The following is a 20556-nucleotide window of genomic DNA, read 5'->3' on the forward strand; positions in this document are numbered from 1 at the left end:
AGCGCTCGAAAGGACAGTTTATGAAAGAAATCAAAGCAGTTATACAACCAGCCAGATTACCAAAGATCCGCTCGGCACTGCGTAACATCAAAGGCTTCCCCGGCATGTCGGTGAACAAGGTCGAAGGCTGCGGACACCATCTGCAAAAACCGAGCATAGGTGTGCGTGAAGAACTGACGGATTACAGCCCTAAAGTGTATTTGTATATGGTGGTGCCGGATGAGCTGGTAGAAGGCATCCTGCAAACCATCGTCGAGGTGGGACACACTGGCAATATCGGCGACGGTATTGTCTGGGTCACCCCGGTAGAACGCATGATACGGTTATCTGAGCAGATTCATGTGCTGGATTAGAAGTCCACTTGGTATGGGTTAGCTCCCTGCCAATTAAAAAGCGGTTCATAGAAATATGAACCGCTTTTTCTTGTCTAAAATTTTTACTGCTTTTATCTGGCCTTGTCACGCATCATTTAGATATCCAGTTGGTATATTTTCGTAAATGTGGAAACAATCAATCGCGAGTTCAGATTATTAAAAAACGATCAATGTATATTTTGCTGAACCTCATCTACTTAACGGAGAGAGCACGGTCTTTCCTAGCAAACGTGGCAGCATCATGAGTGTTAATTAGTTGCGCTGAATCAATCATAGGGGCTGAGGGCAAGTGCTTAAAATAATGTTTGGGGTATCAAAACAATTATTATAAAAAACTGGTAAAAATGACTCACATAAAAAACAAGGCACTCAAAAGTGCCTTGTCTATCTACTTCTTTATTCGTCTGAATCAGGTCAAATAAATTATTTTATATGGAATCAATTAATAGGATTAAGTAACGCAGGCTGACCAAGCTCGACCACCTCTGCATTTGATAGCTTAAACCACTCTTTCCAAAAAGTACTAAGCGCCTGCATAATTTGCGGTGAGCGGTAAACACCCTTCGCATTATTGACATCTTCTGCAAGCAAGCCAGCGCCAATGATATAAACTTTAGCGCCGCCAAAATCACCAACCATATTATTATCGGTCACTAGTTTGAGTTCTTTTTTTGGATCAATCAGCCGCACAGCTTGTTTTGCATAAAAGCTACTAATCGAAGAGTTCTCAAGCATATCAGAGGCTAAAATAACGATTTTGATTTTAGCTTGTGATTTCTTGACGCGATTGGATAAGTCTTTCAGACCAGCCAGTACATCAGATTTCGCCAGATCAGAACTGCTGCCAGCTAAAGCTTTATTCAGTGCTGTCGCGGCAACTTTTAAACCATATTTTTTTTGGCCTTGCATACAGGAATCAAACTTTTTCAATAACCTGACGCTAATATCATTCCTCAGATCATCTGGAATCTGCTGCTCAAAAGTGCCGGCAGACAAAACATCCATGTAATGCCCTTGTGAAAATGATGAAAACTGACTGACTACGTATGATGTACCTGGTTTTAACTGACTTCCTGTATTTTCTTTGATTGATTTTTGAAGATTGGCATCAAATTTCGTTGTCTGATCGATTAAGACAAACACTTCTTTTTCGGGTGTCATTGTATTGGTTATTTTATTAGCCTCGTAGCAACTGGGAATGTCGTTACTTATGCCGGCTAATAAGCTAGTTGCATTTAGCAACAATCCCAAAGCAATGATTAATTTATTTCTATTCATAATTATTATCCAGTCCTGAATCTGCGCATATTACTTAAAACAAATCTTCAACGTCAGCTTTGGCTTGCTGTTGTTTCAGTAATTCTTCCTGCTGTATTTTGGCTAATTTCTCTTCTTTTCGCTGCTTTAACCAAGGCTTGAGTGCATCTTGGGTTTGAGGACTCAGCGTTAAATAATATTCTTTTTGCGCAACCTCATCACGCTTGAGAATCTCAGCTTTCGCAACGTCGACTTCGGAGGGTAATGGAGAAGACGACGCTGCAACTGACTTAGCAGAACTCGTAGAGGTTTGATTAATAGTCTCTTCTGCAACCTCGTCCACTTTGATTTGCTCTGCAATGTAATCTAAAAACTTTTTGTTCAGTGGATTAGTATTTGCATGCAAATCTTTAAGCTTTTGTTGCAAATCTTTTAATCGTCTATTGATTAGATCAACAAGTGGCGTCATCGATTTACGATACGCATCATAAGTAGAAAATCCAAATGTTGATTTATAAGCTTCTGCAGACTCTTTTCCCACAAAACCATATTTGTACCCTGCACCAATACCTACAAACTGAGTGATCACAAAAATGAAACCAAGCATAATAAATGCAAACATACCCTCAGTATTTTCATTTGAATTGATATCAGATCGCGCCTTCGCATCTGCTGCTTGCTGAGGCTCCATCACTTCACTTGGCAACTCAGTATTATCAAAAGGATTGCCGGAGGCTGACTCTTGTACTGATGCACTACGAGCATGATCCGCTTGCAAATTTTCATATCTCATGACAGTTGAAGTGATCGCAATAATAGCGATAGACACTATTGCAAGGTACACCACAAAAAAGCTACCTTTATCACGCGGATTTTTTGCGACACGGTTCACACAACGAGTATGGTTAGGCTTATCTTTATCGTCGTCCTGATTATCATTAAGTGCTACAGAGCTGTCTGAGTAAGCACTGCTGTTTCCTTTATATTCTTTATATTGCGCACGCAGTAGTAACGTACGATGCAACTGATGCCCCGCTTGATGCATAATTGCTACTAAAACAATCGCTATAACGAATACGATTGCAAACATGAGTAGATTAAGCGTGTTCGCACTACCCTCTCTTGCCATCCAACTTGCCAGTAAAAAAGAAAACCCCAGGCCTTCAGCGACCACTAAAGGAAACAGCAAAAACCAAACCCAAGCAGGGGTTGGTTTATTGCCCAAATCTCCCGCAGCCTTGATGTACTCAATATTATTATTGAATTGCTTTTGTGTCAGAAACGACACGAACGGTTTATACGTCGCACATAAACTCTCTTCTGCAGCTGTCCAGCCTGGCGCACCCTGTGCTTCATCTTTAGACCATCTGGCAATCTTGCCTACCCATTTAACACTCACTAAAAAATCAGTCACCCAAAATCTCACACTTTGAATCTGGTATAGGCAAATACTGATAATAATAGGCACTAATACTTTAAAAAATAGTGCATTTTGAAGCATAAAGTTATTGATAGATTCCCACATTTAATTCCCCTTTACTGTTAATTCTTCGCTAATTTTGGATTGAATTCTGAAGAATAGAATTCGTTATTCTTTTTGTATACTACTGATGAGTTTGGTGCTTCTCTTGGGTTAGCATTTGGTATCACGATGTCTATACATTGAACAGGGCCAGCAACGAAAACCCTATATAAAAGTGCTTTATCTCCCTGATAGGTGTTCACATTGGCTGGACTGTTATAAATAGGTGTTTTTTTGCTTTTTGGATTGTAATCTTGGTAAATAAGAAGATTTGGCTGGCCTGCAGGAACGCCACCATCTCTTAATACTGCAACATGTGTCAAAGCAACCAGATGACCATTGACCTCCCCAGCCCATGAGCTGTCGTAAACGCCTGGCAGATAATCTGATGTGGAATAGCTTTTCCCGTCTTTTAACGATTTCACCGTACCGCTGACTCTTGGTCGATCCAGATTGCAAGTACTGATTGCTTTTAAATCAGTCGCTTGCGCCTGGCTAATCAAAGAAAAACTTGATTTTTTCTGTTCTACATTCCCAATGTTAACGATATTGTTTTGTTTAGACATTGGGAGCCCACCAAAATCGATAGTTGATGCCGTGGCTAGATTGACTTGCTTATTCGAGTCTTCTTGAGTTTTGCTATTCGTATTCGATTTCGCTACATTTGTTTTTTTACTGCTTTGGATAGTTCTGTTTTCAGCAACTGAAACCTCAGGCTGCGCTATGGTCTCAATATTTTCGTTTTTGTCAGCTTGCGTTGATGGTGTTTTTTTGTTTTTTGTTTTTTTCGCACTATTCACCTGTTTTTGGTTAGGCTTAATCTCAATTGAGCCTGTAGCAGCCGCCTGCTCAACGTTACTGGTGTTATCAACAGGGCGGTAATATTCAGTATTTGCACGTTTGTTTTGCAAATATAATTTAAATGCCTCTTCAGAAGATAAGTCAACGATCTCTACTCTACGATTCTTAGCTCGGCCCTCAGGAGTATTATTGTCCGCGATTGGCATAGTCTCACCTGAGCCTTGATAGAAGAGCTGATTTTCGCTTACTCCACTCTCTTTGAAGACCTTGGCGACAGCTTTGGCCCGCTTCTCGGACAACTCGGCATTCAGCTTAGTATCCCCAGTGTCATCAGTATGTCCGATCAACAAAATGCGCTTTTTACTTAGCTCATTAACAACCGTTTTTTTCTCTTGTTCAGTTTTGTCGGCTGACAAAAGTTTGGCTTGCTCAATAGGTGAATATTGCTTAGCAATTTCACTAAAATGAATTTTTGCATCCGTTAACAACTCGCCAGAACCGCTATTGAATTGAGATTTGCCATCTATATCGGTGATAGATACTGAAAGACCTACATTTTGAACGTTAGCGTTTGCATTGCTACTGTCTTTGTCTGTAGGTGTTGCGCTGATGGCAAGAGGTGTCACCTGCATATCAAGATCGTATTTTTTTCCGATCTTAGAGAGCTCGCACTCTCGCTTATCGATTTCAACGCCAATATATGCGCCCAAAGCACCACCTAAACCCAACCCGATTAAAGTTCCTGCAGTTTTATCGCCACCCACCTTGTTGCCAATGATAGCGCCAGCCACAGATCCCAAAAGAATCCCCATATTGCGTGCATTATTCGAGCATGGATCATCGCTGGCAAAGGTTTCTTTTGCTTTTTGCTTAGCCGTTTCTATATGAGCGCACCCTTGTAATGTCAGTGTGGAAATCAAAGCGACAGCAATTGGCCGCATTTTATGTATCATGTTCTTCCCTTACATTCTTAATGTTTTTTATATTATCTTATATTATCTCTAAAATTATGTTGATTAATTATTAGTTGAATCACTATTATTTAGTATTAAACAGCAACGATGGCAAGTGAACAGGTTAACTTCATTAACGCCATCCGAGCACTCACTCCATTAATCGTCGGGATTTGGAATATGGTTCAATTGAGTAAAAATTATTTACAAATTAGACTGGCGTCAGTTTTAAAAGGGCTGCAAAAAGATGACTGAGCTTGATAAGTTAGGTGCAGGAAAAGGGATTCTGGATAATCCATTTCTGCCAGTGCAAGGTATGCAATCTAAAAAAACCGAGGAATTGGTGAAGTCAAAAAATTACGATTAAGGTAATGCTTGCTGAAACAGTATCAAGATATCCATAAACTCTAACCAATCTAGTCTTATGAATGATCTCCCTCGCGAAGAAATATATCAACTATTGAACCTTATTGCCCATGGCAACGATAAAGCATTTAAGAAGATATATTTTCACTATCAGCCAAATCTATCAAAATTTATCCGCTATCAAGTGAATGATGATTCTTCTGTAGAGGAGATTATGAATGATACGTTTATGGTGCTTTGTAAAAAACCGCATGGCTATGATGGATCATGCAAGTTTTTTACTTGGCTGTGTGCGATTGCAAGCTACAAAGCTAAAGATTGGGGGCGAAAGCAAAATCGTCAGCCACCCACTCAGGAAATTGATGAAGCAATCATCAATACCATTCCAGATGACAGTAAATCCATCCTTGAAATACTGGAGCATCAGGAGATAGATGAGGTTCTAAGAGAATGTGTGAAGCAGCTTCCACCTAAGCAGCGAGAAGCGATTAGTCTGGTGTTTTTCAATGACGAAAAGTTAGAGGCGATTGCTCTGATGCAGGACTGTCCGATAGGAACCGTGAAAACAAGATTAATGCATGCCAGATTAAAAATCACAGAATGCGTAAAAAAAGCTTTAGGTAATGGGAAATTATCATGATTGAAATGGACCCAGACCGTAGAGCATTTGAAGAGTTGATTCCATTTTATGTCAATGGGACGCTAAGCCCTGAAGATAAGCAGTTTATGCAGAACTACTTAATGAAGTTTCCAACGCTTAAAGCACACATAGACTTATCTAACAGAATAAGATCTGCATTAGAACAGGACACTACGCAACTTGCCTCCGCTGTTTCATGGCAAAAACTATTAAAACAGTATCAAACATTACATAAAAAGTTGACGTTAACAGAGCGTTTTAAAAACATATGTATTTATCTGGGACTAACACCAGCCTTCGCCGTGGTTTTAAGTTTATTTATCGCGCAATCAGCAGCAATTTTACAGCTTGGCATCCTTTCAAGTAGTTCAGCTTACAGAGGATTAAGCAGTCCGGCCCAGGTTGAAGCGCATTTAAAAGTAACCGTTAATCCCCAAACAGATTATGCACAACTGGTGGATCTGCTAAGAAAAAATGGCTGTCGCGTTGTCGCAGGGCCCTCTGAGACTGGAGAGTTATGGCTTCAATTAGAAGCGCCAGAAAAGCTAAATACCATTAAAGCAGACCTGCTCAATTCGGGCTTGGTAGATGAAGCTTTGTCAATTTTTCCGGGTACATCCCAATGAGTCTGCATCAAGCTTATGTAAAAGTATTAAAGCGCGTTTATACCTCCATATGTCTATCGATAGCGACAGGATTGTCATTGTTTATTCTGGATGCGTATGCTGTTGAATTAGCGCCAGTGACTATGCAAGCGCTAGTGATTGGTAATAGTAATTATATAAATAAGCCACTCATTAACCCCGTGCAAGATGCGCAACTGATAGCGGATACCTTGAAGGAGGTTGGCTTTAATGTAACGCTAGTCGCAGATTTAGATCGCAAGGCTTTTTTTACCAAAGTGAGAGAGTTTTACAATGGGTTACCGAAAGGTTCGGTTGCTTTGGTTTACTACGCTGGTCATGGAGTGCAGATTAGCGGCGCAAACTATTTGATTCCAATTGACATGCGCCTTACCAGCGAACGTGGCGTTGAGGTCAATGCCTATCCGCTCAAAGCGATGCTGGATAGTCTTCACCATGCTAACTCAGTTGTGAACATAGTCATTCTGGACGCTTGTCGAAACAATCCGTTTCAACCCAGCAACCCTTCAAAATTCCGAAGTTTAGAAAATATTGGGCTTGCAAAAGTAAATACACCAAAGGGTTCTATTATTGCTTACTCTACTGCGCCAGGGCAGCTTGCAGAAGATGGCTTGGGTAATAAGCATAGTCTTTATACAGCCATGCTTTCTGATGAAATAAAAAAACCTGGAGTGACAATTGAAACTGTTCTGAAAAAAGTGGCTGATGCAGTGCGCAAAAAGACCTTTGATGACCAACAGCCATGGTATGAGTCATCCCTTGTGGATGACTTTTATTTTGTGCCTCCAGACGGTGTTCAAATGGTATCGCCCAAAACTGCCAAACTTCACGCTCAAGATCAACATATTCAGGCTTCTCGAGGCGTGAAACTTCAAGATAAACAAGCTAGTCCCAGCTGGTATGCGCAACTTAGTGAATCAGAATTGTCGCAGCTTGATGCTGAAATACAGCAACGTGTTAAGCATTTATCAGAAGATGAGATCCCTTTACTTTTAAGCCGTGCAAACAAAGGGAATCTGGTTGCACAAACCACGTTAGGCATTGCTTACCGCGATGGTTTAAAGAAAATAGTGGATGTCGATACGGGCAAGGTTTTTAGAACAAATAGCAGTAATAAAAAAAGCATTCACATGCTAACAAAGGCTGCGGAATCAGGCTTCCCCATAGCACAAACCGAACTTGGTGAGATGTTATATCTGGGAAAGTTTATAGAAAAAGATGTTATTGCCGCAAGAAAATGGCTTGAACTTGCGAGTCATTCTAATTTCAAGCGCGCGCAAATTGATTTACTACAACTGAATTTCATGAGCAATCCGGGTGATCCCAGATCATTAAATCTTTTTTAGAAATAGGCCTTTAGCTTTACTAAAAACGGACTTTCGTGGCGCCTCATTTTTCAAGAAACACTGGGAATGACATCCATAAAATTAAATTGCATTTATAAAACATAAGAAAGAAGAATATCGTTTGAATAAAAATTGGTGGTGGTTAGAAGATCAGTTCTGGTTGGCAAATATGGACAGCGTGATGATGTCTCATCTTGAGTTCATTCAAAAACAAAAAAAGGAGGAGACCTCTAATTTCTACGGCTTAGATATTAAATCTATTGATGGTGTTTATCATCCTATAGAGGGTTCATCTACACACTTTATTGGAGACGCTCTTTTTAGCGTGCTTCAGCCGCACACAAGTTTGCTGGAAATTGGGTGTGGAACAGGCGCAATATCATGCGTCGCAGCTAAATTAGGTGCATCACGAATCATCGCTACCGACATTGGTAAAGGCGCTTACCAATGCGCCCAATCTAACATTAGAAACCTGGAGTTGCACAATCAAGTAGAAGTGATTGAATCCAACTTATTTGATAACGTTCCAGACGAAATGTTTGATTACATCATATTCAACGCACCTCTCCTTCATTGCGAGCCCTTGCCTCTTGAGAAAAAAGAATATAACGAAATAGCCATCGACCATGAGGGAGTTGTGATGCTTAATTTTATTCAAAGTGCAAAACCGTACCTCAAAAAGAATGGGCAGCTATTTTTAACGATTAGCAACATAGGCAAACGAACAGTGATTGAAGAAGCGACGAAGATGCTGAGTGAAATAGGTGTTGTAAATGCAGCTTCCGCGATGTACCGGCAATCTGGCAACCAATGGCGCTTTGTATTATCTGTTAGCGGGCAATGATATCAATGAATATTCATTATCTTAAAATAGGAGGTGCTAAATAATCATGTTTGCATTTAGATTTAACGATGAATTTAATGTGAGTTAAAAATGGATACTTTTGAGTATAACGTTGATGAGCATTTAAGACCCTCTGTCGAGAGAAAGCTAGCTGGCATTACTCAAATAGATGCTCAAATAGATGCGCTTCCTTTACCAACAAGACCAATTGGAATTAAGTTAGCCATCAAGCTATTAAGGACTTATCGTAAAGTTGCACCGAAGTCATTGCGATGCAGGTGTGTGTTTGATCCCAGTTGCTCTCATTACAGTGAACTTGCATTTAGGCAACACGGGCTATTAAATGGAATTATTTATACATACAAACGCTTGGGCAGATGCAAGCCAGGTGCAGGCGGCATTGATTTTTTACACTTAAAACAAGGAGATTAGTTTATGCAATATAAAATTGAATCAATTGGGGCACAATTCTCAAATAAGGGTATTGCAGCACTTGAAAAACGACTCGATGAAAAGGCAGAAGAAGGTTATAAATTTCATTCTGTATTTCACGTATCTCAACCGGGATGCCTGGGCATGGGACAAGGGACCACTACTTATTTAGCTGTGTATGTAAAAGAATAATATGCCCAACTGACCCAGCGATGGGGTATAGCTTAAACATCATCTTGGCCAGTAAACTATGATCGCTCAAGGTGTGTAGAAAGAATGGCTTAACTATAAAGCCCGCCAGTCCAGCCCCTGCTGCTGACTGGCGATCTGCACCCAGTCGGCTGCACACTGTAACACTTCACTCAACGCCTGCTGTGCCAACGCAGGCGTATTATTTTTTTCGCTCAAATGTGCTGCAACGATATGTTTCAGTTTGCTGTTGTCCAGTTGCGCTAACAGGTTCGCACTACTCTGGTTATCCAGATGCCCCAGCCAGCCACCGACACGCTTTTTGAGCGAATAGGCATAAGGCCCGGTACGCAACATCTCCAGGTCATGGTTACATTCGAGCAACAAGCCGTCACATCCCTGCAACATGGCAATAATATGCGGCGTGACACTGCCAACATCAGTCAACACCCCAAACTTGCGCACACCATCGCCAAACACAAACTGGGCGGGCTCTCGTGCGTCATGCGGAACCGGGTAAGGGATGACTTCAATATCCTGTAAGGCAAGCGGGGTATGGGCGTCGATGATATGCACGGTCACCGGTTGCGCAGGCAGATAACGCTGGCACATGGTATAGGTACCGTGTGTTAACCAAACCGGCACTTGGTAGCGCGCTGCCAGCTTGAAAGCGCCGCGCGCATGGTCATCATGCTCATGTGTGATTAAAATGCCGGAAAGCTGTTCCGGTTGCAGTCCGAGCCGGTTCAAGCGCTGCACGGTCTCTTTGACACTAAAGCCGCAGTCAAGCAAAAGCCGGGTTTCCCCGGCTTCCACCACAGTCGCATTGCCTGCGCTGCCACTGCCTAACGATGCAAAGCGCACGCAGGCCTCAGTTACTTGAGTTGTTCATACAGCAAAGAGACGATACGATTTGCAGTTGTCGATGTATTGCGCTTGTTTTCAGCGGTCAACACATAGATATCTGTCGTATCATCCGCATTTTCCAGTACCTGGATATGGTATTGCTTGCTGGATTTATCCCCTTCTGAAGTCCCTTTCCAGAACTTGGTTTTATCGCCTTGTTTCACGTCTGAAGGGGCGGCGGATTTCTCATCCTCATCACTGCCCCAGAATTTCAGGCGCTCAAGCAGGCCTTTTTTCTGCTTGATTGGGTCTTCAGCATCGGTATCGGCATAACGCACAAAGAAAATACCATCAGAACGGTTTTTATCCTCAGTCACAAAGCCGATGCGGTCCAGAGCCAGCCCAACACGGCGCCAAGCGCGATCAAATGGCTCATTCAGTTTCAGCGTGACACTCTGGTCAGCCTCTTTCACCACGTCAGCGCGCTTGTCAGAAGCCGCCTGGGTAATAACCTGATCGGCTTTTTGCTCATCCAGACCGAGTTTAACCATCATGCGGCGCAATAACTCTGCATCAAGGTCAGCATCAAACTCCTGGCCGGCATTATTCTTGTTTTCTGCGGCATTGATCCGGTAGCCGGTATCAATTTTACCCAACTGGGTATTTACATAATTTTTGCCATCATCCGGGGCACCAGCCACAGTACGATGCGTCATGTAGATCTCGGTGGTGCCGTCTTTCTCACCGCGCTCCAGCCGGGTGCGGAATTTACGTCTGTCGGCAAATCCTGACAACCTGTCCAGCCAGGCATCAAACTTGTCGCCGTAGCCACGATTGTCTTCTTTAGGCTTGATCGCATCCGATTGCAACCATTCGGTTTCAATCACCCCGATTTCAGGATTCTCCACTTTGACCGCAAAGCCCTGATCCAGCCAGAAATCGCGCACGATAGGCCAGATTTTTTCTGGTGTCGCATTGACTACCAGCCAGCGCTGGGAGCCTGCTTTGACCATACGCACATTCTTCATATCACTCAGCACTGGCGCCGGACCATTCTGCTCCTGCGCTTCCTGGTTCTGGCTGTAGGTAGAGTAGTTAGTCGCTCCCGGCACATTATAGGTGCTGCTGGAACGTACTGAACTCAGGTCAGGGGGCACTTCCAGCGATTTGGAACGGCCTGCACCCTTGTAGTCAGAGCTATTATTCAAAAATGGTATCGAATCGCAGCCAGCCAATACGATAACCAGACCTATCAGCAGCGCACGCTGTAAAAACACATTACTCATGTAATTCATTTCCCTCATTTAAGATGCGATTTCCGCCTGTTTCATGGCGTGTCGCAGCACTTCATGATATTGGGTTGAAAGATTGACCAGTGGCAAACGAATACCATTAGCAATCAATCCCATTTGTTGTAATACCCATTTCACTGGAATCGGATTAGCTTCTACGAACAATTTCTGATGCAAGGCAAACAACTTGGCATTCGCCGCCCGTGCCTTCACGACATCGTCCTGCAACGCGGCGGCACACATCTCATGCATCAGGCGCGGAGCTACATTGGCAGTCACAGAAATCACGCCTTTGCCGCCCAGCAACATCAATGCCAATGCACTACCATCGTCGCCGCTGTAAACGGCAAACCCGGCTGGCACACGTAGCAGTAAATCCGTGCCACGCTCGATACCGCCGGTAGCATCTTTAATGCCTACGATATTTGGCACCGCAGCCAGTCGCAAGACGGTGTCATTACTCAGATCGCAGCCAGTACGGCCAGGAACATTATAAAGAATCTGCGGAATCTCAACGGCTTCTGCGATCGCTTTAAAATGCTGGTACAAACCCTCTTGCGACGGTTTATTGTAATAAGGGGCGACCAGCAAACAGGCATCGGCACCGAGTGCCTTGGCTTTTGCAGTCAGTTCTATGGCCTCAGAAGTAGAGTTTGCCCCGGTCCCGGCGATCACCGGCACGCGCTTGGCGACATGCTCGACAGTGGTCTTGATCAGCGCACAATGCTCATCCACATCAACAGTAGGAGATTCGCCGGTCGTGCCAACAATCACGATGCCGTCAGTCCCCGCCTCTATTTGAAAATCGATCAATTGCTTGAGTCTATCCAGATCCAAGCGACCATCTTCAAACATGGGGGTAACGATTGCCACCAAACTACCCGTTAACATACTTCTGCCATTCGATAATAAAGCGATTATTTTAACCGATTATGTGCCTGAACGCCAAAGAAGCGCGCTGCGATTCCGCAGTGTATCGCTGCATTTGTGGCTAGCATGGGCAACAAATTTGCCAAGTGGCCTTTGCTCGAAAAATGCAGGCAAGTTTGTGCTCATTTTGCAGCGCATCACAAACCCTATCCACAGTACCACCACATAGATTCGGCTATAATAGCCATATTGATAAATTGATGGTGTAAAACGCAGCCTGCGTGTGATTTCATGCAACCTTTGAGCCATGATGCGATTGCGACAATGAAAGATGCTACCGGCCAAAACCACGCTGGCTTTGACCGCGATCGTTCAGCTGAGCTAGCTGACCTGATCACACGCATAGACGACGTATTGCCGCAAACCCAATGCCAGCAATGTGGCTATGAGGGCTGCAAACCTTATGCAGCCGCCATCGCGGAGGGCCAAGCCAGCATCAACCAGTGCCCGCCAGGCGGTGAACCCGGTATCCGCACACTGGCCAGGTTATTAAAACTGCCGTACCTGCCATTGAATACCGAACATGGCATCACCAAACCCAAAGCGCTTGCCATCATAGATGAGCAACGTTGCATAGGCTGTACGCTGTGCATCAAGGCTTGCCCGGTGGATGCCATTCTCGGTGCCGCCAAGCAGATGCATACGGTGATCAGCCAGGAATGCACAGGCTGTGAATTATGCCTGGCGCCGTGCCCGGTCGACTGCATCATCATGCAGCCGGTCGCTAATTATGAACATACTCCAACCGAGCTTGCACAGGCCAGATCCGCCGCCAATGTGGCACGTCAGCGTCATCAACACCGGCAAAAGCGGCTCGAATGCGAAAAACAGGAGCACAGGCAAACCACTAAACAACAAAAACAGGGGTTGTCTGCGGGTGATCAAACCGCCACAGTCTCTGCCACCGAGGCCATCAAAAAAGCAGCGATTGCGGCGGCTATGGCGCGCGTGAAAGCGCTAAAACAGGCGTGAACGACTCAACAATGGATGAACCACTTGAATTTACCAGCAGCTTGATTACATACTCCCAAGCCAGCGATTGTTGATATTACTGTTATGAATGCACAAAAAAGACTCGCCATTTTTGAAAGACTGGCCATCGCCATTCCCCATCCGGCGACAGAGCTGGAATACAGCACTACGTTTGAATTACTGATTGCCGTGATCCTGTCAGCCCAGGCCACCGATAAAGGCGTCAATATCGCGACGCGCAAGTTGTTCAAAGTCGCCAACACCCCGCAGGCGATCGTAGATTTGGGCATAGAAGGCCTGGAAAGCTATATCAAGACCATAGGCCTTTATCATGCCAAAGCGCAAAATGTGCTCAAATGCTGCATGCAACTAATCACCTTGCACAACGGTCAAGTACCTGACAAGCGTGAAGCACTTGAAGCGCTGGCCGGTGTGGGACGAAAAACCGCCAACGTCATTTTAAACACAGCTTTTGGTCAGCCGACGATCGCAGTCGATACGCATTTGTTTCGCGTGGGCAATCGCACCAAACTGGCGACTGGCAAAACAGTGCTTGAAGTCGAGCAACGCTTTTTAAGCACCACACCCAAACAGTTTTTGCAGGACGCACATCACTTGCTTATTTTGCACGGCCGTTATACCTGCACTGCACGCAGCCCCAAATGTGGCGTGTGCTGCATTGTCGATTTATGTGAATATCGTGATAAACAGATACATCCGGTGCTGCCACCGGCAGAAAGCTAACCATGGCCTTATTCAACCCCAGCCGCGACGAAGTACGTCAATTCTTCTTTGATGCCTGGGCCAAGTTCCAGCAACAGCACGTATTGACCGACCTGGAGAAAATGGCGGTAGGCATCATGCATTTGCACCCTGAATACCAGGCCATTCTGGATGCGCCTGACAAGCATCTGCAACAAGCCTATTATCCCGAAATGGGTGAAACCAATCCGTTTTTGCATATGAGTTTGCACTTGTCTATCCAGGAGCAAATCAGCATCAACCAGCCGACCGGCATCACGCAAGCCTACGGCAAACTGTGTACCCGCTATCAAGAGGAACATGAAGCGCAGCATGCCCTGCTGGAATGCCTGGCAGAAACCATCTGGCTGGCACAACGCAACCAGACCGGGCTTGATGCCGCGCATTACCTGCAACTGATAGAGCAACGCGCCGGCATTGCCCCCTCAACTTAAATGGTGATCCCTCGCCCGCATCAATGGATGAATCACGCAACACCTGCTAGCATTGGGCGATCATCGCCAAGCCCACTCTGAAAACTGTCTGATAAAGGAAACCAATATGAGTACCCATAAAATTGCTGCAATTTCCAGTGCTGTCGCCTTGTCAGTGGCCGCTGCGGCCGCCCAAGCGGTTGAAAATCCATTTGAATTAAAAACACTGGGGCAAGGCTACCAGGTGGCCGATGCCGATAAAGCCAAAGAAGGAAAATGTGCGAATGGCAAGTGCAGCGCAGAGAAGAAAAAAGCCAAAGAAGGTCATTGTTCTGCGGACAAAGGGAAAGATGGCAACCATCATCATGACAAAGCCAAAGAAGACGCCAGTGCCACTGACAAATCAAAAGAAGGCAGCTGTTCGGCAGAAAAAATGAAAGAAGGCGCCTGCCACGCCAGTAAATAAGGGCTCACGCTGGTTAACGCATGGCGCACCTGTCTGATATTCGCGGGGTTGGCTTAGGGCTGAAACGAGAGCTGATCCCGTCGCTCAAGCAGCATGATGGCCATGCCTTACTTCAGCATCTGCAGTTTGTAGAAATCGCCCCTGAAAACTGGATAGAAATGGGTGGCAAATACGCCGCCGACCTGCGCTGGTTCGCCGAGCGCTATCCGATTGCATGCCACGGCTTATGCTTGTCCCTGGGCGGGCCTGATCCTCTGAATGTCAGCTTTTTATACCAAGTCAAACAATTTCTGGCCGACTTTGAAATCCCGCTGTATACCGAGCATTTAAGCTACTGCAGTGACGCGGCCAATGGCTATATTTACGATTTGTTGCCGATCCCATTTACTGAAGAAGCGGTGCATTACGTCGCGCAACGTATCCGGCAGACGCAAGATATATTAGGACAACGCATTGCTGTAGAGAACGCCTCATTCTATGTGGCAGCACCCATCTCAGAAATGGATGAATGTAGTTTTATCAATGCCGTGCTGGCTGAAGCCGATTGCAACTTGCACCTGGATATCAATAATGTGTATGTGAATAGCGTCAATTTTGGCTTTGATGCTTACACCTTTATTGAGCAGTTACCTGCCGAACGCATAGTCTATGGCCATATTGCCGGCCACCTGAAAGTCGCTCCGGATTTGCTCGTCGATACGCATGGCGCCGCCGTTATCGACCCGGTGTGGCAATTGCTGGCCTACGCCTATCGAAAGTTTGGCGTATTCCCTATGTTATTGGAGCGCGACACCAATATTCCGCCTTTAGCGGAAATAATGCACGAAGTTGACCGCATCCATGACATTCAGCAAGAGGTGAGTCAACTTCACCCGCAGCATGTGCATCAGGTTGTCTGATGAAACAACCTTTGTTTCAGCAATATCAGGCGGCGTTCAACGCCCATCTGCGCGATCCGGCGCAACAGCCTAAACCGCAAGGGGCAAATGCTAAACGCATAGGCATTTACCGTGAAATCGTTTTTAACAACTTTTTGGCCAGCGTCAGCGCCTGCTTCCCGGTGCTGCTATCCATTCTGGGTAAACGGCGTTTCAAACAATTGACCCGGCAGTGTTTTGCCAGCCATCACTTCTGTAGCCCTTTATTTTCGGATATCCCGAAGGCACTTATCGACTATTTGCAAACACTGGATCTGGCTCAGCACAATTTACCGTCCTATGCTCTTGCACTGGCCCACTATGAATGGGTAGAACTATATTTAACCAAATTGTCCGATTTTGCCAAGCTGCCAGACAACTCTCAGCCAATAACGCCAGTAGCGGATATTAGGCAGGCAAGCGATCTGGCTGAGGCGATTGTGCGATTACCAGCGGCACATATGTTGCTGAACTATGACTATCCCGTGCATCAGTTGTCCAAAAAGCACGCTAATCTGGCAGCCAAGTCAACTTATCTGCTGGTATTCTTAATTAATGATTGTAAGGTTGAGTTTATCCAACTCAATGAAATCACTTACGTTTTATTGCAACGTATCCAATCAGAACAAACGACTTTAATGCATCATTTGACACAATTGGCCCAGGAAATGCTGCCTCATTTACCCCTACAAAGGGTGCTTGAATTTGGATCTGAGACTCTGTTTACCCTTTATTTACAGCGGGCAATCGTCATAAAAAAATAGATGCAAATAAATAATTGTCGTAATTTTACAACAATTAACAATGATTTCTTACTCTACTATTGTCTGGCTGATATCAACCACATCCCTCAGCGCACCGCACTGACGCTAGGTTGAGCCGGATTTAAGAGTGTTCAAGGAATCAATTTTTCAAACCTTTAATTGCCGCAATAATAATTACCTAACAAATTTTTCTTACACCAACACAGTTACTGCGAAATTCTTTTTAAAGAAACTGATAGAATGTCAACTAAGAATTAAGAAATATACTAATTATGCAGAATTCACTTGCTAAAGAAGCACTTAAACAGTTCCGTATTATTTTCGGAGCCGTTAGACAACATTTCAGGGAAATTGAATCGACTTGCGGCATTTCGGGGTCACAGCTTTGGCTGTTACACGAAATCGCAACGCATCCCGAACTCGGCGTCTCGAGGTTGGCAGAGAATCTTTCTATCCATCAATCTACCTGTAGCTTGCTGGTAGAAAAGCTGGTCAAGAAACAGCTGGTCAAGAAACAACGATTGACTGAAGATCAGCGTAAAGTTGGTTTGTTGGTCACCCCTGCAGGGCATGCACTTCTTGCTAAAGCCCCGCAACCTGTCGATGGGATTTTGCCGCAGGTGCTGGCGACGATGGAAGTAGATGCGCTCAAAAATCTTAAAGCCTCATTAGAGATGGTAGTGTCTAAGCTGGATACCAAGGCCGCGTCTATGAGTGGTCACCCGATGGCAGATTTATAAATATCATCATGTATGCAAAACAAAAAGCCGGCATTGCCGGCTTTTTGTTTGTACATTTTTAAATTTAAGCATTAGTCGCCAAATACTGCCGCCTCACGCGCCGATGCTTTTTTAATCACTTCGGATTTGGCCACATTATCCATATCCCACCATTGCCGGATTTCGTCCAGGGTGCGAAAGCAACCTTCACAAAAGCCACTACTTTCATCCATGCTGCAAACGCCTATACAGGGCGATGGAATGGTAGTCTCATCAGACATTGCAACCCTTTCGTAATTAGCTCAAGGCCCCGTGGCAACTCTTGAAACGCTTGCCAGAGCCACATGGACAGGGGTCATTACGCCCGACACGTACACCTTCAGGCAAGTTTAGCGGTTGCTTTTCTGCCGCCGTCTTACCAGTACTGCTCAAGGCATTGTCATAATCGGTGTGCTGATATTGCACATTGCCGACATCAGTCGCACGCAGAGCCTCTTCAGCACGACGTTCTTCCGCTTCGAGCTCTTCGCGTGAGCGGACTTGTACCTGCATGGTGATTTTAGTGACTTCAGTTTTAACTGTATTCAGCAATGATTCAAACAGCTCAAACGCTTCACGTTTATATTCCTGCTTGGGATTTTTCTGTGCATATGAACGCAAATGTATGCCTTGACGCAGGTGATCCAGTGCCGCCAGATGCTCACGCCAATGGTTATCCAGGCTCTGTAACATGACCGCACGCTCAAAATTGCGCATGTTATCGTTGCCAGCCAGAGCTTCTTTGGACGCATAACTTTCGTTAGCTGCCTCAACAATACGGTCGCGCAAGGTTTCTGCATGTAGGTCAGGATTGCTTTCCAGCCATTCACCCACAGGTAGGTTCAGGCTGGCATCTTCACGTAAGGCCACTTCCAGCGCAGGCACATCCCATTGTTCTTCTACGCTACCAGGTGGAATATGTGTATTGAATAAGCTATTCACGACATCTTCACGCATCGCACGGATGGTTTGACCGACATCGACCGATTCCAGCAACTCATTACGCTGCTCGTAAATCACTTTACGCTGGTCATTCGACACATCATCGTATTCCAGCAGTTGTTTGCGGATATCGAAGTTTCGACCTTCTACCTTGCGCTGGGCATTTTCAATCGCACGCGTGACCATGGCATGCTCAATCGCTTCGCCTTCGGGCATATTCAGCCGCGTCATGATCGCCGCCACACGCTCGCCGGAGAAAATACGCAATAACTGGTCTTCGAGGGACAAATAGAAACGGCTGGAACCAGGGTCGCCCTGGCGGCCAGAACGGCCACGCAACTGGTTGTCAACGCGACGAGACTCATGACGCTCGGTACCGATGATGTGCAAGCCACCTGCCGCCAGCACTGCATCGTGGCGTTGCTGCCATTCGGCTTTCAGCTGCGCGACTTTGCTTTCTTTATCCGCATCACTTAAGTTGGCATCACTGTTGATGGCGTGAATCTCGCCTTCAGAATTACCGCCCAATACGATGTCAGTCCCTCGACCGGCCATATTGGTGGCGATGGTAATCATGCCAGGGCGGCCTGCTTCCGCCACAATCGTCGCTTCGCGCTCATGCTGCTTGGCGTTTAGGACCTGATGCTCAAGCTTGGCCTGAGTCAGCAATTGCGAAATCAGCTCGGAGTTTTCAATCGAAGTGGTACCGACCAGCACTGGCTGGCCTTTCGCCTGGCATTGCTTGATATCTTCAATGACCGCTTTATATTTTTCCATGCCAGTGCGATACACTTTATCCATCGCATCCGAACGCTGTACTGGCCTATGGGTAGGAATCACCACGGTTTCCAGCGCATAGATCTGGTTAAACTCGTAGGCTTCAGTATCTGCAGTACCGGTCATGCCGCTTAATTTCTGGTACATGCGGAAGTAATTCTGGAAGGTGATCGAAGCTAGCGTCTGGTTTTCTTTCTGGATCGCCACGCCCTCTTTGGCTTCTACCGCCTGATGCAAACCATCTGACCAGCGGCGGCCTGGCATCATACGGCCAGAAAACTCATCGACAATCACGATCTCATCATTGCGCACAACATAATGCTGGTCGCGGTGGTAAAGGTTTTGTGCGCGCAGAGATGCATACAAATGATGCACCAGCGTAATGTTGGCTGGCTCATACAAACTGGAACCAGCTGGCAGCATGCCGGCCTGCTCTAGCAATTGTTCGGCATGCTCGTGCCCGGCTTCGCTCATGGTCACACTTTGGGCTTTTTCATCGACCCAGAAGTCACCTTCGCCCTCTTCTTCTTTTTGACGACCCAGCTGTTTGGCGACTTCATTGATGGCGCCATACAGATCAACGCTATGCTCAGCCTGACCTGAAATAATCAGCGGCGTACGCGCTTCGTCGATCAAAATGGAGTCGACTTCATCCACCAGCGCATAATGCAAAGGCCGCTGTACGCGCTCCTCTTTGCTGAACACCATATTGTCACGCAGGTAATCAAACCCGAATTCATTATTGGTGCCGTAAGTAATATCTGAGGCGTAAGCTTCTTGCTTGGCATCGTGCTGCATCTGCGACAGATTGATGCCGACGCTTAAGCCGAGGAAGTTATACAGTTTGCCCATCCACTCGGCGTCGCGCTTGGCCAGGTAATCGTTGACTGTGACTACATGCACGCCTTTGCCGGTCAGCGCATTCAGGTAGGTTGGCAACGTCGCTACCAGCGTTTTACCTTCACCGGTACGCATCTCGGCGATCTTGCCAGCGTTCAGCACCATACCGCCGATCAGCTGCACATCAAAATGACGCATGCCCAGGGCGCGCTTGCTGCCCTCGCGGACCACGGCAAACGCTTCCGGCAACAATTGCTCCAGCGTCTCACCTTTGGTATAGCGTTGTTTGAATTCGTCGGTTTTTGCCCGTAACTGCTCATCGCTCAACGCCTGAAAATCTGGCTCTAAAGCGTTAATTTGTTTGACGGTTTGCTGATATTGCTTGACCAGGCGGTCATTGCGGCTACCAAAGAATTTTTTAAACAACGAGGCTAACATGAGTCACACCGATATCCGCCGAAGCGGGGTTATAAGAAATAAACTAGGATTGTATAAGATATAGAGGCGAA

22 protein-coding genes are annotated in these 20556 nt (G+C 45.6%); 14 read left to right on the forward strand and 8 right to left on the reverse strand.

What is annotated here, in order from left to right; genetic code table 11:
* The first annotated feature begins 20 nt into the window (after positions 1 to 20).
* Positions 21 to 353 carry a P-II family nitrogen regulator gene (locus tag ACTS9Y_RS03340; protein ID WP_442584595.1) on the forward strand — a complete coding sequence of 111 codons (333 nt, stop codon included), beginning with the start codon at positions 21 to 23 and terminating at the stop codon, positions 351 to 353.
* A gap of 459 nt (positions 354 to 812) precedes the next feature.
* On the opposite strand, the gene ACTS9Y_RS03345 is transcribed toward ACTS9Y_RS03340, so the two are convergent.
* From ACTS9Y_RS03345 to ACTS9Y_RS03355, 3 genes are read right to left on the reverse strand one after another with little or no spacing between them, the layout of a single operon-like run.
* Positions 813 to 1652 (reverse strand): hypothetical protein, encoded by an 840-nt coding sequence (locus ACTS9Y_RS03345; protein WP_442584596.1) that lies wholly within the window; start codon positions 1650 to 1652, stop codon positions 813 to 815.
* Positions 1653 to 1686: 34 nt separating this feature from the next.
* Positions 1687 to 3156, reverse strand: coding sequence for a hypothetical protein (locus tag ACTS9Y_RS03350; RefSeq protein WP_442584597.1), 1470 nt, complete (start codon positions 3154 to 3156; stop codon positions 1687 to 1689).
* A gap of 17 nt (positions 3157 to 3173) precedes the next feature.
* Complete coding sequence (locus ACTS9Y_RS03355) at positions 3174 to 4907, reverse strand: OmpA family protein (protein ID WP_442584598.1); 1734 nt, start codon at positions 4905 to 4907, stop codon at positions 3174 to 3176.
* Between the two features lie 424 nt (positions 4908 to 5331).
* On the opposite strand from ACTS9Y_RS03355, the gene ACTS9Y_RS03360 reads away from it, so the two are divergent.
* From ACTS9Y_RS03360 to ACTS9Y_RS03385, 6 genes are all read left to right on the forward strand, one after another.
* Positions 5332 to 5913 (forward strand): RNA polymerase sigma factor, encoded by a 582-nt coding sequence (locus ACTS9Y_RS03360; protein WP_442584599.1) that lies wholly within the window; start codon positions 5332 to 5334, stop codon positions 5911 to 5913.
* Positions 5910 to 6539, forward strand: coding sequence for a hypothetical protein (locus ACTS9Y_RS03365; protein WP_442584600.1), 630 nt, complete (start codon positions 5910 to 5912; stop codon positions 6537 to 6539). The genes ACTS9Y_RS03360 and ACTS9Y_RS03365 overlap by 4 nt, the downstream gene beginning before the upstream one ends.
* Positions 6536 to 7903, forward strand: a complete 1368-nt coding sequence (locus tag ACTS9Y_RS03370) for a caspase family protein (protein WP_442584601.1) — start codon at positions 6536 to 6538, stop codon at positions 7901 to 7903. The genes ACTS9Y_RS03365 and ACTS9Y_RS03370 overlap by 4 nt, the downstream gene beginning before the upstream one ends.
* 121 nt (positions 7904 to 8024) lie before the next feature.
* Positions 8025 to 8747 (forward strand): methyltransferase, encoded by a 723-nt coding sequence (locus tag ACTS9Y_RS03375; RefSeq protein ID WP_442584602.1) that lies wholly within the window; start codon positions 8025 to 8027, stop codon positions 8745 to 8747.
* Positions 8748 to 8837: 90 nt separating this feature from the next.
* Positions 8838 to 9179, forward strand: coding sequence for a membrane protein insertion efficiency factor YidD (gene yidD / locus ACTS9Y_RS03380; protein ID WP_442584603.1), 342 nt, complete (start codon positions 8838 to 8840; stop codon positions 9177 to 9179).
* Between the two features lie 3 nt (positions 9180 to 9182).
* Positions 9183 to 9371: a hypothetical protein gene (locus ACTS9Y_RS03385; protein ID WP_442584604.1), complete on the forward strand. Its 189-nt coding sequence runs from the start codon at positions 9183 to 9185 to the stop codon at positions 9369 to 9371.
* A 93-nt stretch (positions 9372 to 9464) separates the two neighbouring features.
* On the opposite strand, the gene ACTS9Y_RS03390 is transcribed toward ACTS9Y_RS03385, so the two are convergent.
* The 3 genes from ACTS9Y_RS03390 to dapA are packed head-to-tail and all read right to left on the reverse strand — an operon-like array spanning position 9465 to position 12397.
* Positions 9465 to 10232, reverse strand: a complete 768-nt coding sequence (locus ACTS9Y_RS03390) for an MBL fold metallo-hydrolase (protein WP_442584605.1) — start codon at positions 10230 to 10232, stop codon at positions 9465 to 9467.
* Positions 10233 to 10243: 11 nt separating this feature from the next.
* A complete protein-coding gene (gene bamC, locus ACTS9Y_RS03395) occupies positions 10244 to 11500 on the reverse strand; it encodes an outer membrane protein assembly factor BamC (protein ID WP_442584606.1) in 1257 nt (418 codons plus the stop codon).
* Between the two features lie 18 nt (positions 11501 to 11518).
* On the reverse strand, positions 11519 to 12397 hold the full coding sequence (dapA, locus tag ACTS9Y_RS03400; protein WP_442584607.1) for a 4-hydroxy-tetrahydrodipicolinate synthase: 879 nt from the start codon (positions 12395 to 12397) through the stop codon (positions 11519 to 11521).
* A gap of 270 nt (positions 12398 to 12667) precedes the next feature.
* Here dapA and ACTS9Y_RS03405 point away from each other — a divergent pair, with 270 nt between their 5' ends.
* From ACTS9Y_RS03405 to ACTS9Y_RS03435, 7 genes are all read left to right on the forward strand, one after another.
* The gene (locus ACTS9Y_RS03405; protein WP_442584608.1) at positions 12668 to 13408 is read left to right on the forward strand and encodes an RnfABCDGE type electron transport complex subunit B; all 741 of its coding nucleotides are present in this window, start codon (positions 12668 to 12670) and stop codon (positions 13406 to 13408) included.
* A gap of 84 nt (positions 13409 to 13492) precedes the next feature.
* Positions 13493 to 14152 carry an endonuclease III gene (gene nth / locus ACTS9Y_RS03410; protein ID WP_442584609.1) on the forward strand — a complete coding sequence of 220 codons (660 nt, stop codon included), beginning with the start codon at positions 13493 to 13495 and terminating at the stop codon, positions 14150 to 14152.
* A 2-nt stretch (positions 14153 to 14154) separates the two neighbouring features.
* A complete protein-coding gene (locus ACTS9Y_RS03415; RefSeq protein WP_442584610.1) occupies positions 14155 to 14604 on the forward strand; it encodes a DUF1841 family protein in 450 nt (149 codons plus the stop codon).
* Between the two features lie 106 nt (positions 14605 to 14710).
* Positions 14711 to 15049, forward strand: a complete 339-nt coding sequence (locus tag ACTS9Y_RS03420; RefSeq protein ID WP_442584611.1) for a hypothetical protein — start codon at positions 14711 to 14713, stop codon at positions 15047 to 15049.
* A gap of 20 nt (positions 15050 to 15069) precedes the next feature.
* Entirely contained in the window at positions 15070 to 15948 is an 879-nt protein-coding gene (locus tag ACTS9Y_RS03425; RefSeq protein WP_442584612.1) for an HvfB family MNIO-type RiPP peptide maturase, read from the forward strand.
* Positions 15948 to 16730: an HvfC family RiPP maturation protein gene (locus ACTS9Y_RS03430; RefSeq protein WP_442584613.1), complete on the forward strand. Its 783-nt coding sequence runs from the start codon at positions 15948 to 15950 to the stop codon at positions 16728 to 16730. Before ACTS9Y_RS03425 ends, ACTS9Y_RS03430 begins: the two co-directional genes overlap by 1 nt.
* Before the next feature lie 272 nt (positions 16731 to 17002).
* Positions 17003 to 17470, forward strand: coding sequence for a MarR family winged helix-turn-helix transcriptional regulator (locus tag ACTS9Y_RS03435; RefSeq protein WP_442584614.1), 468 nt, complete (start codon positions 17003 to 17005; stop codon positions 17468 to 17470).
* A 71-nt stretch (positions 17471 to 17541) separates the two neighbouring features.
* Here the strand turns inward: ACTS9Y_RS03435 and ACTS9Y_RS03440 are convergent, their stop codons facing one another.
* Positions 17542 to 17730 (reverse strand): DUF1289 domain-containing protein, encoded by a 189-nt coding sequence (locus tag ACTS9Y_RS03440; RefSeq protein ID WP_442584615.1) that lies wholly within the window; start codon positions 17728 to 17730, stop codon positions 17542 to 17544.
* Between the two features lie 16 nt (positions 17731 to 17746).
* The gene (gene secA, locus ACTS9Y_RS03445) at positions 17747 to 20485 is read right to left on the reverse strand and encodes a preprotein translocase subunit SecA (protein WP_442584616.1); all 2739 of its coding nucleotides are present in this window, start codon (positions 20483 to 20485) and stop codon (positions 17747 to 17749) included.
* Positions 20486 to 20556: the final 71 nt, after the last annotated feature.

The organism is Methylophilus sp. (genome assembly GCF_052173275.1).
Lineage (GTDB): Bacteria > Pseudomonadota > Gammaproteobacteria > Burkholderiales > Methylophilaceae > Methylophilus.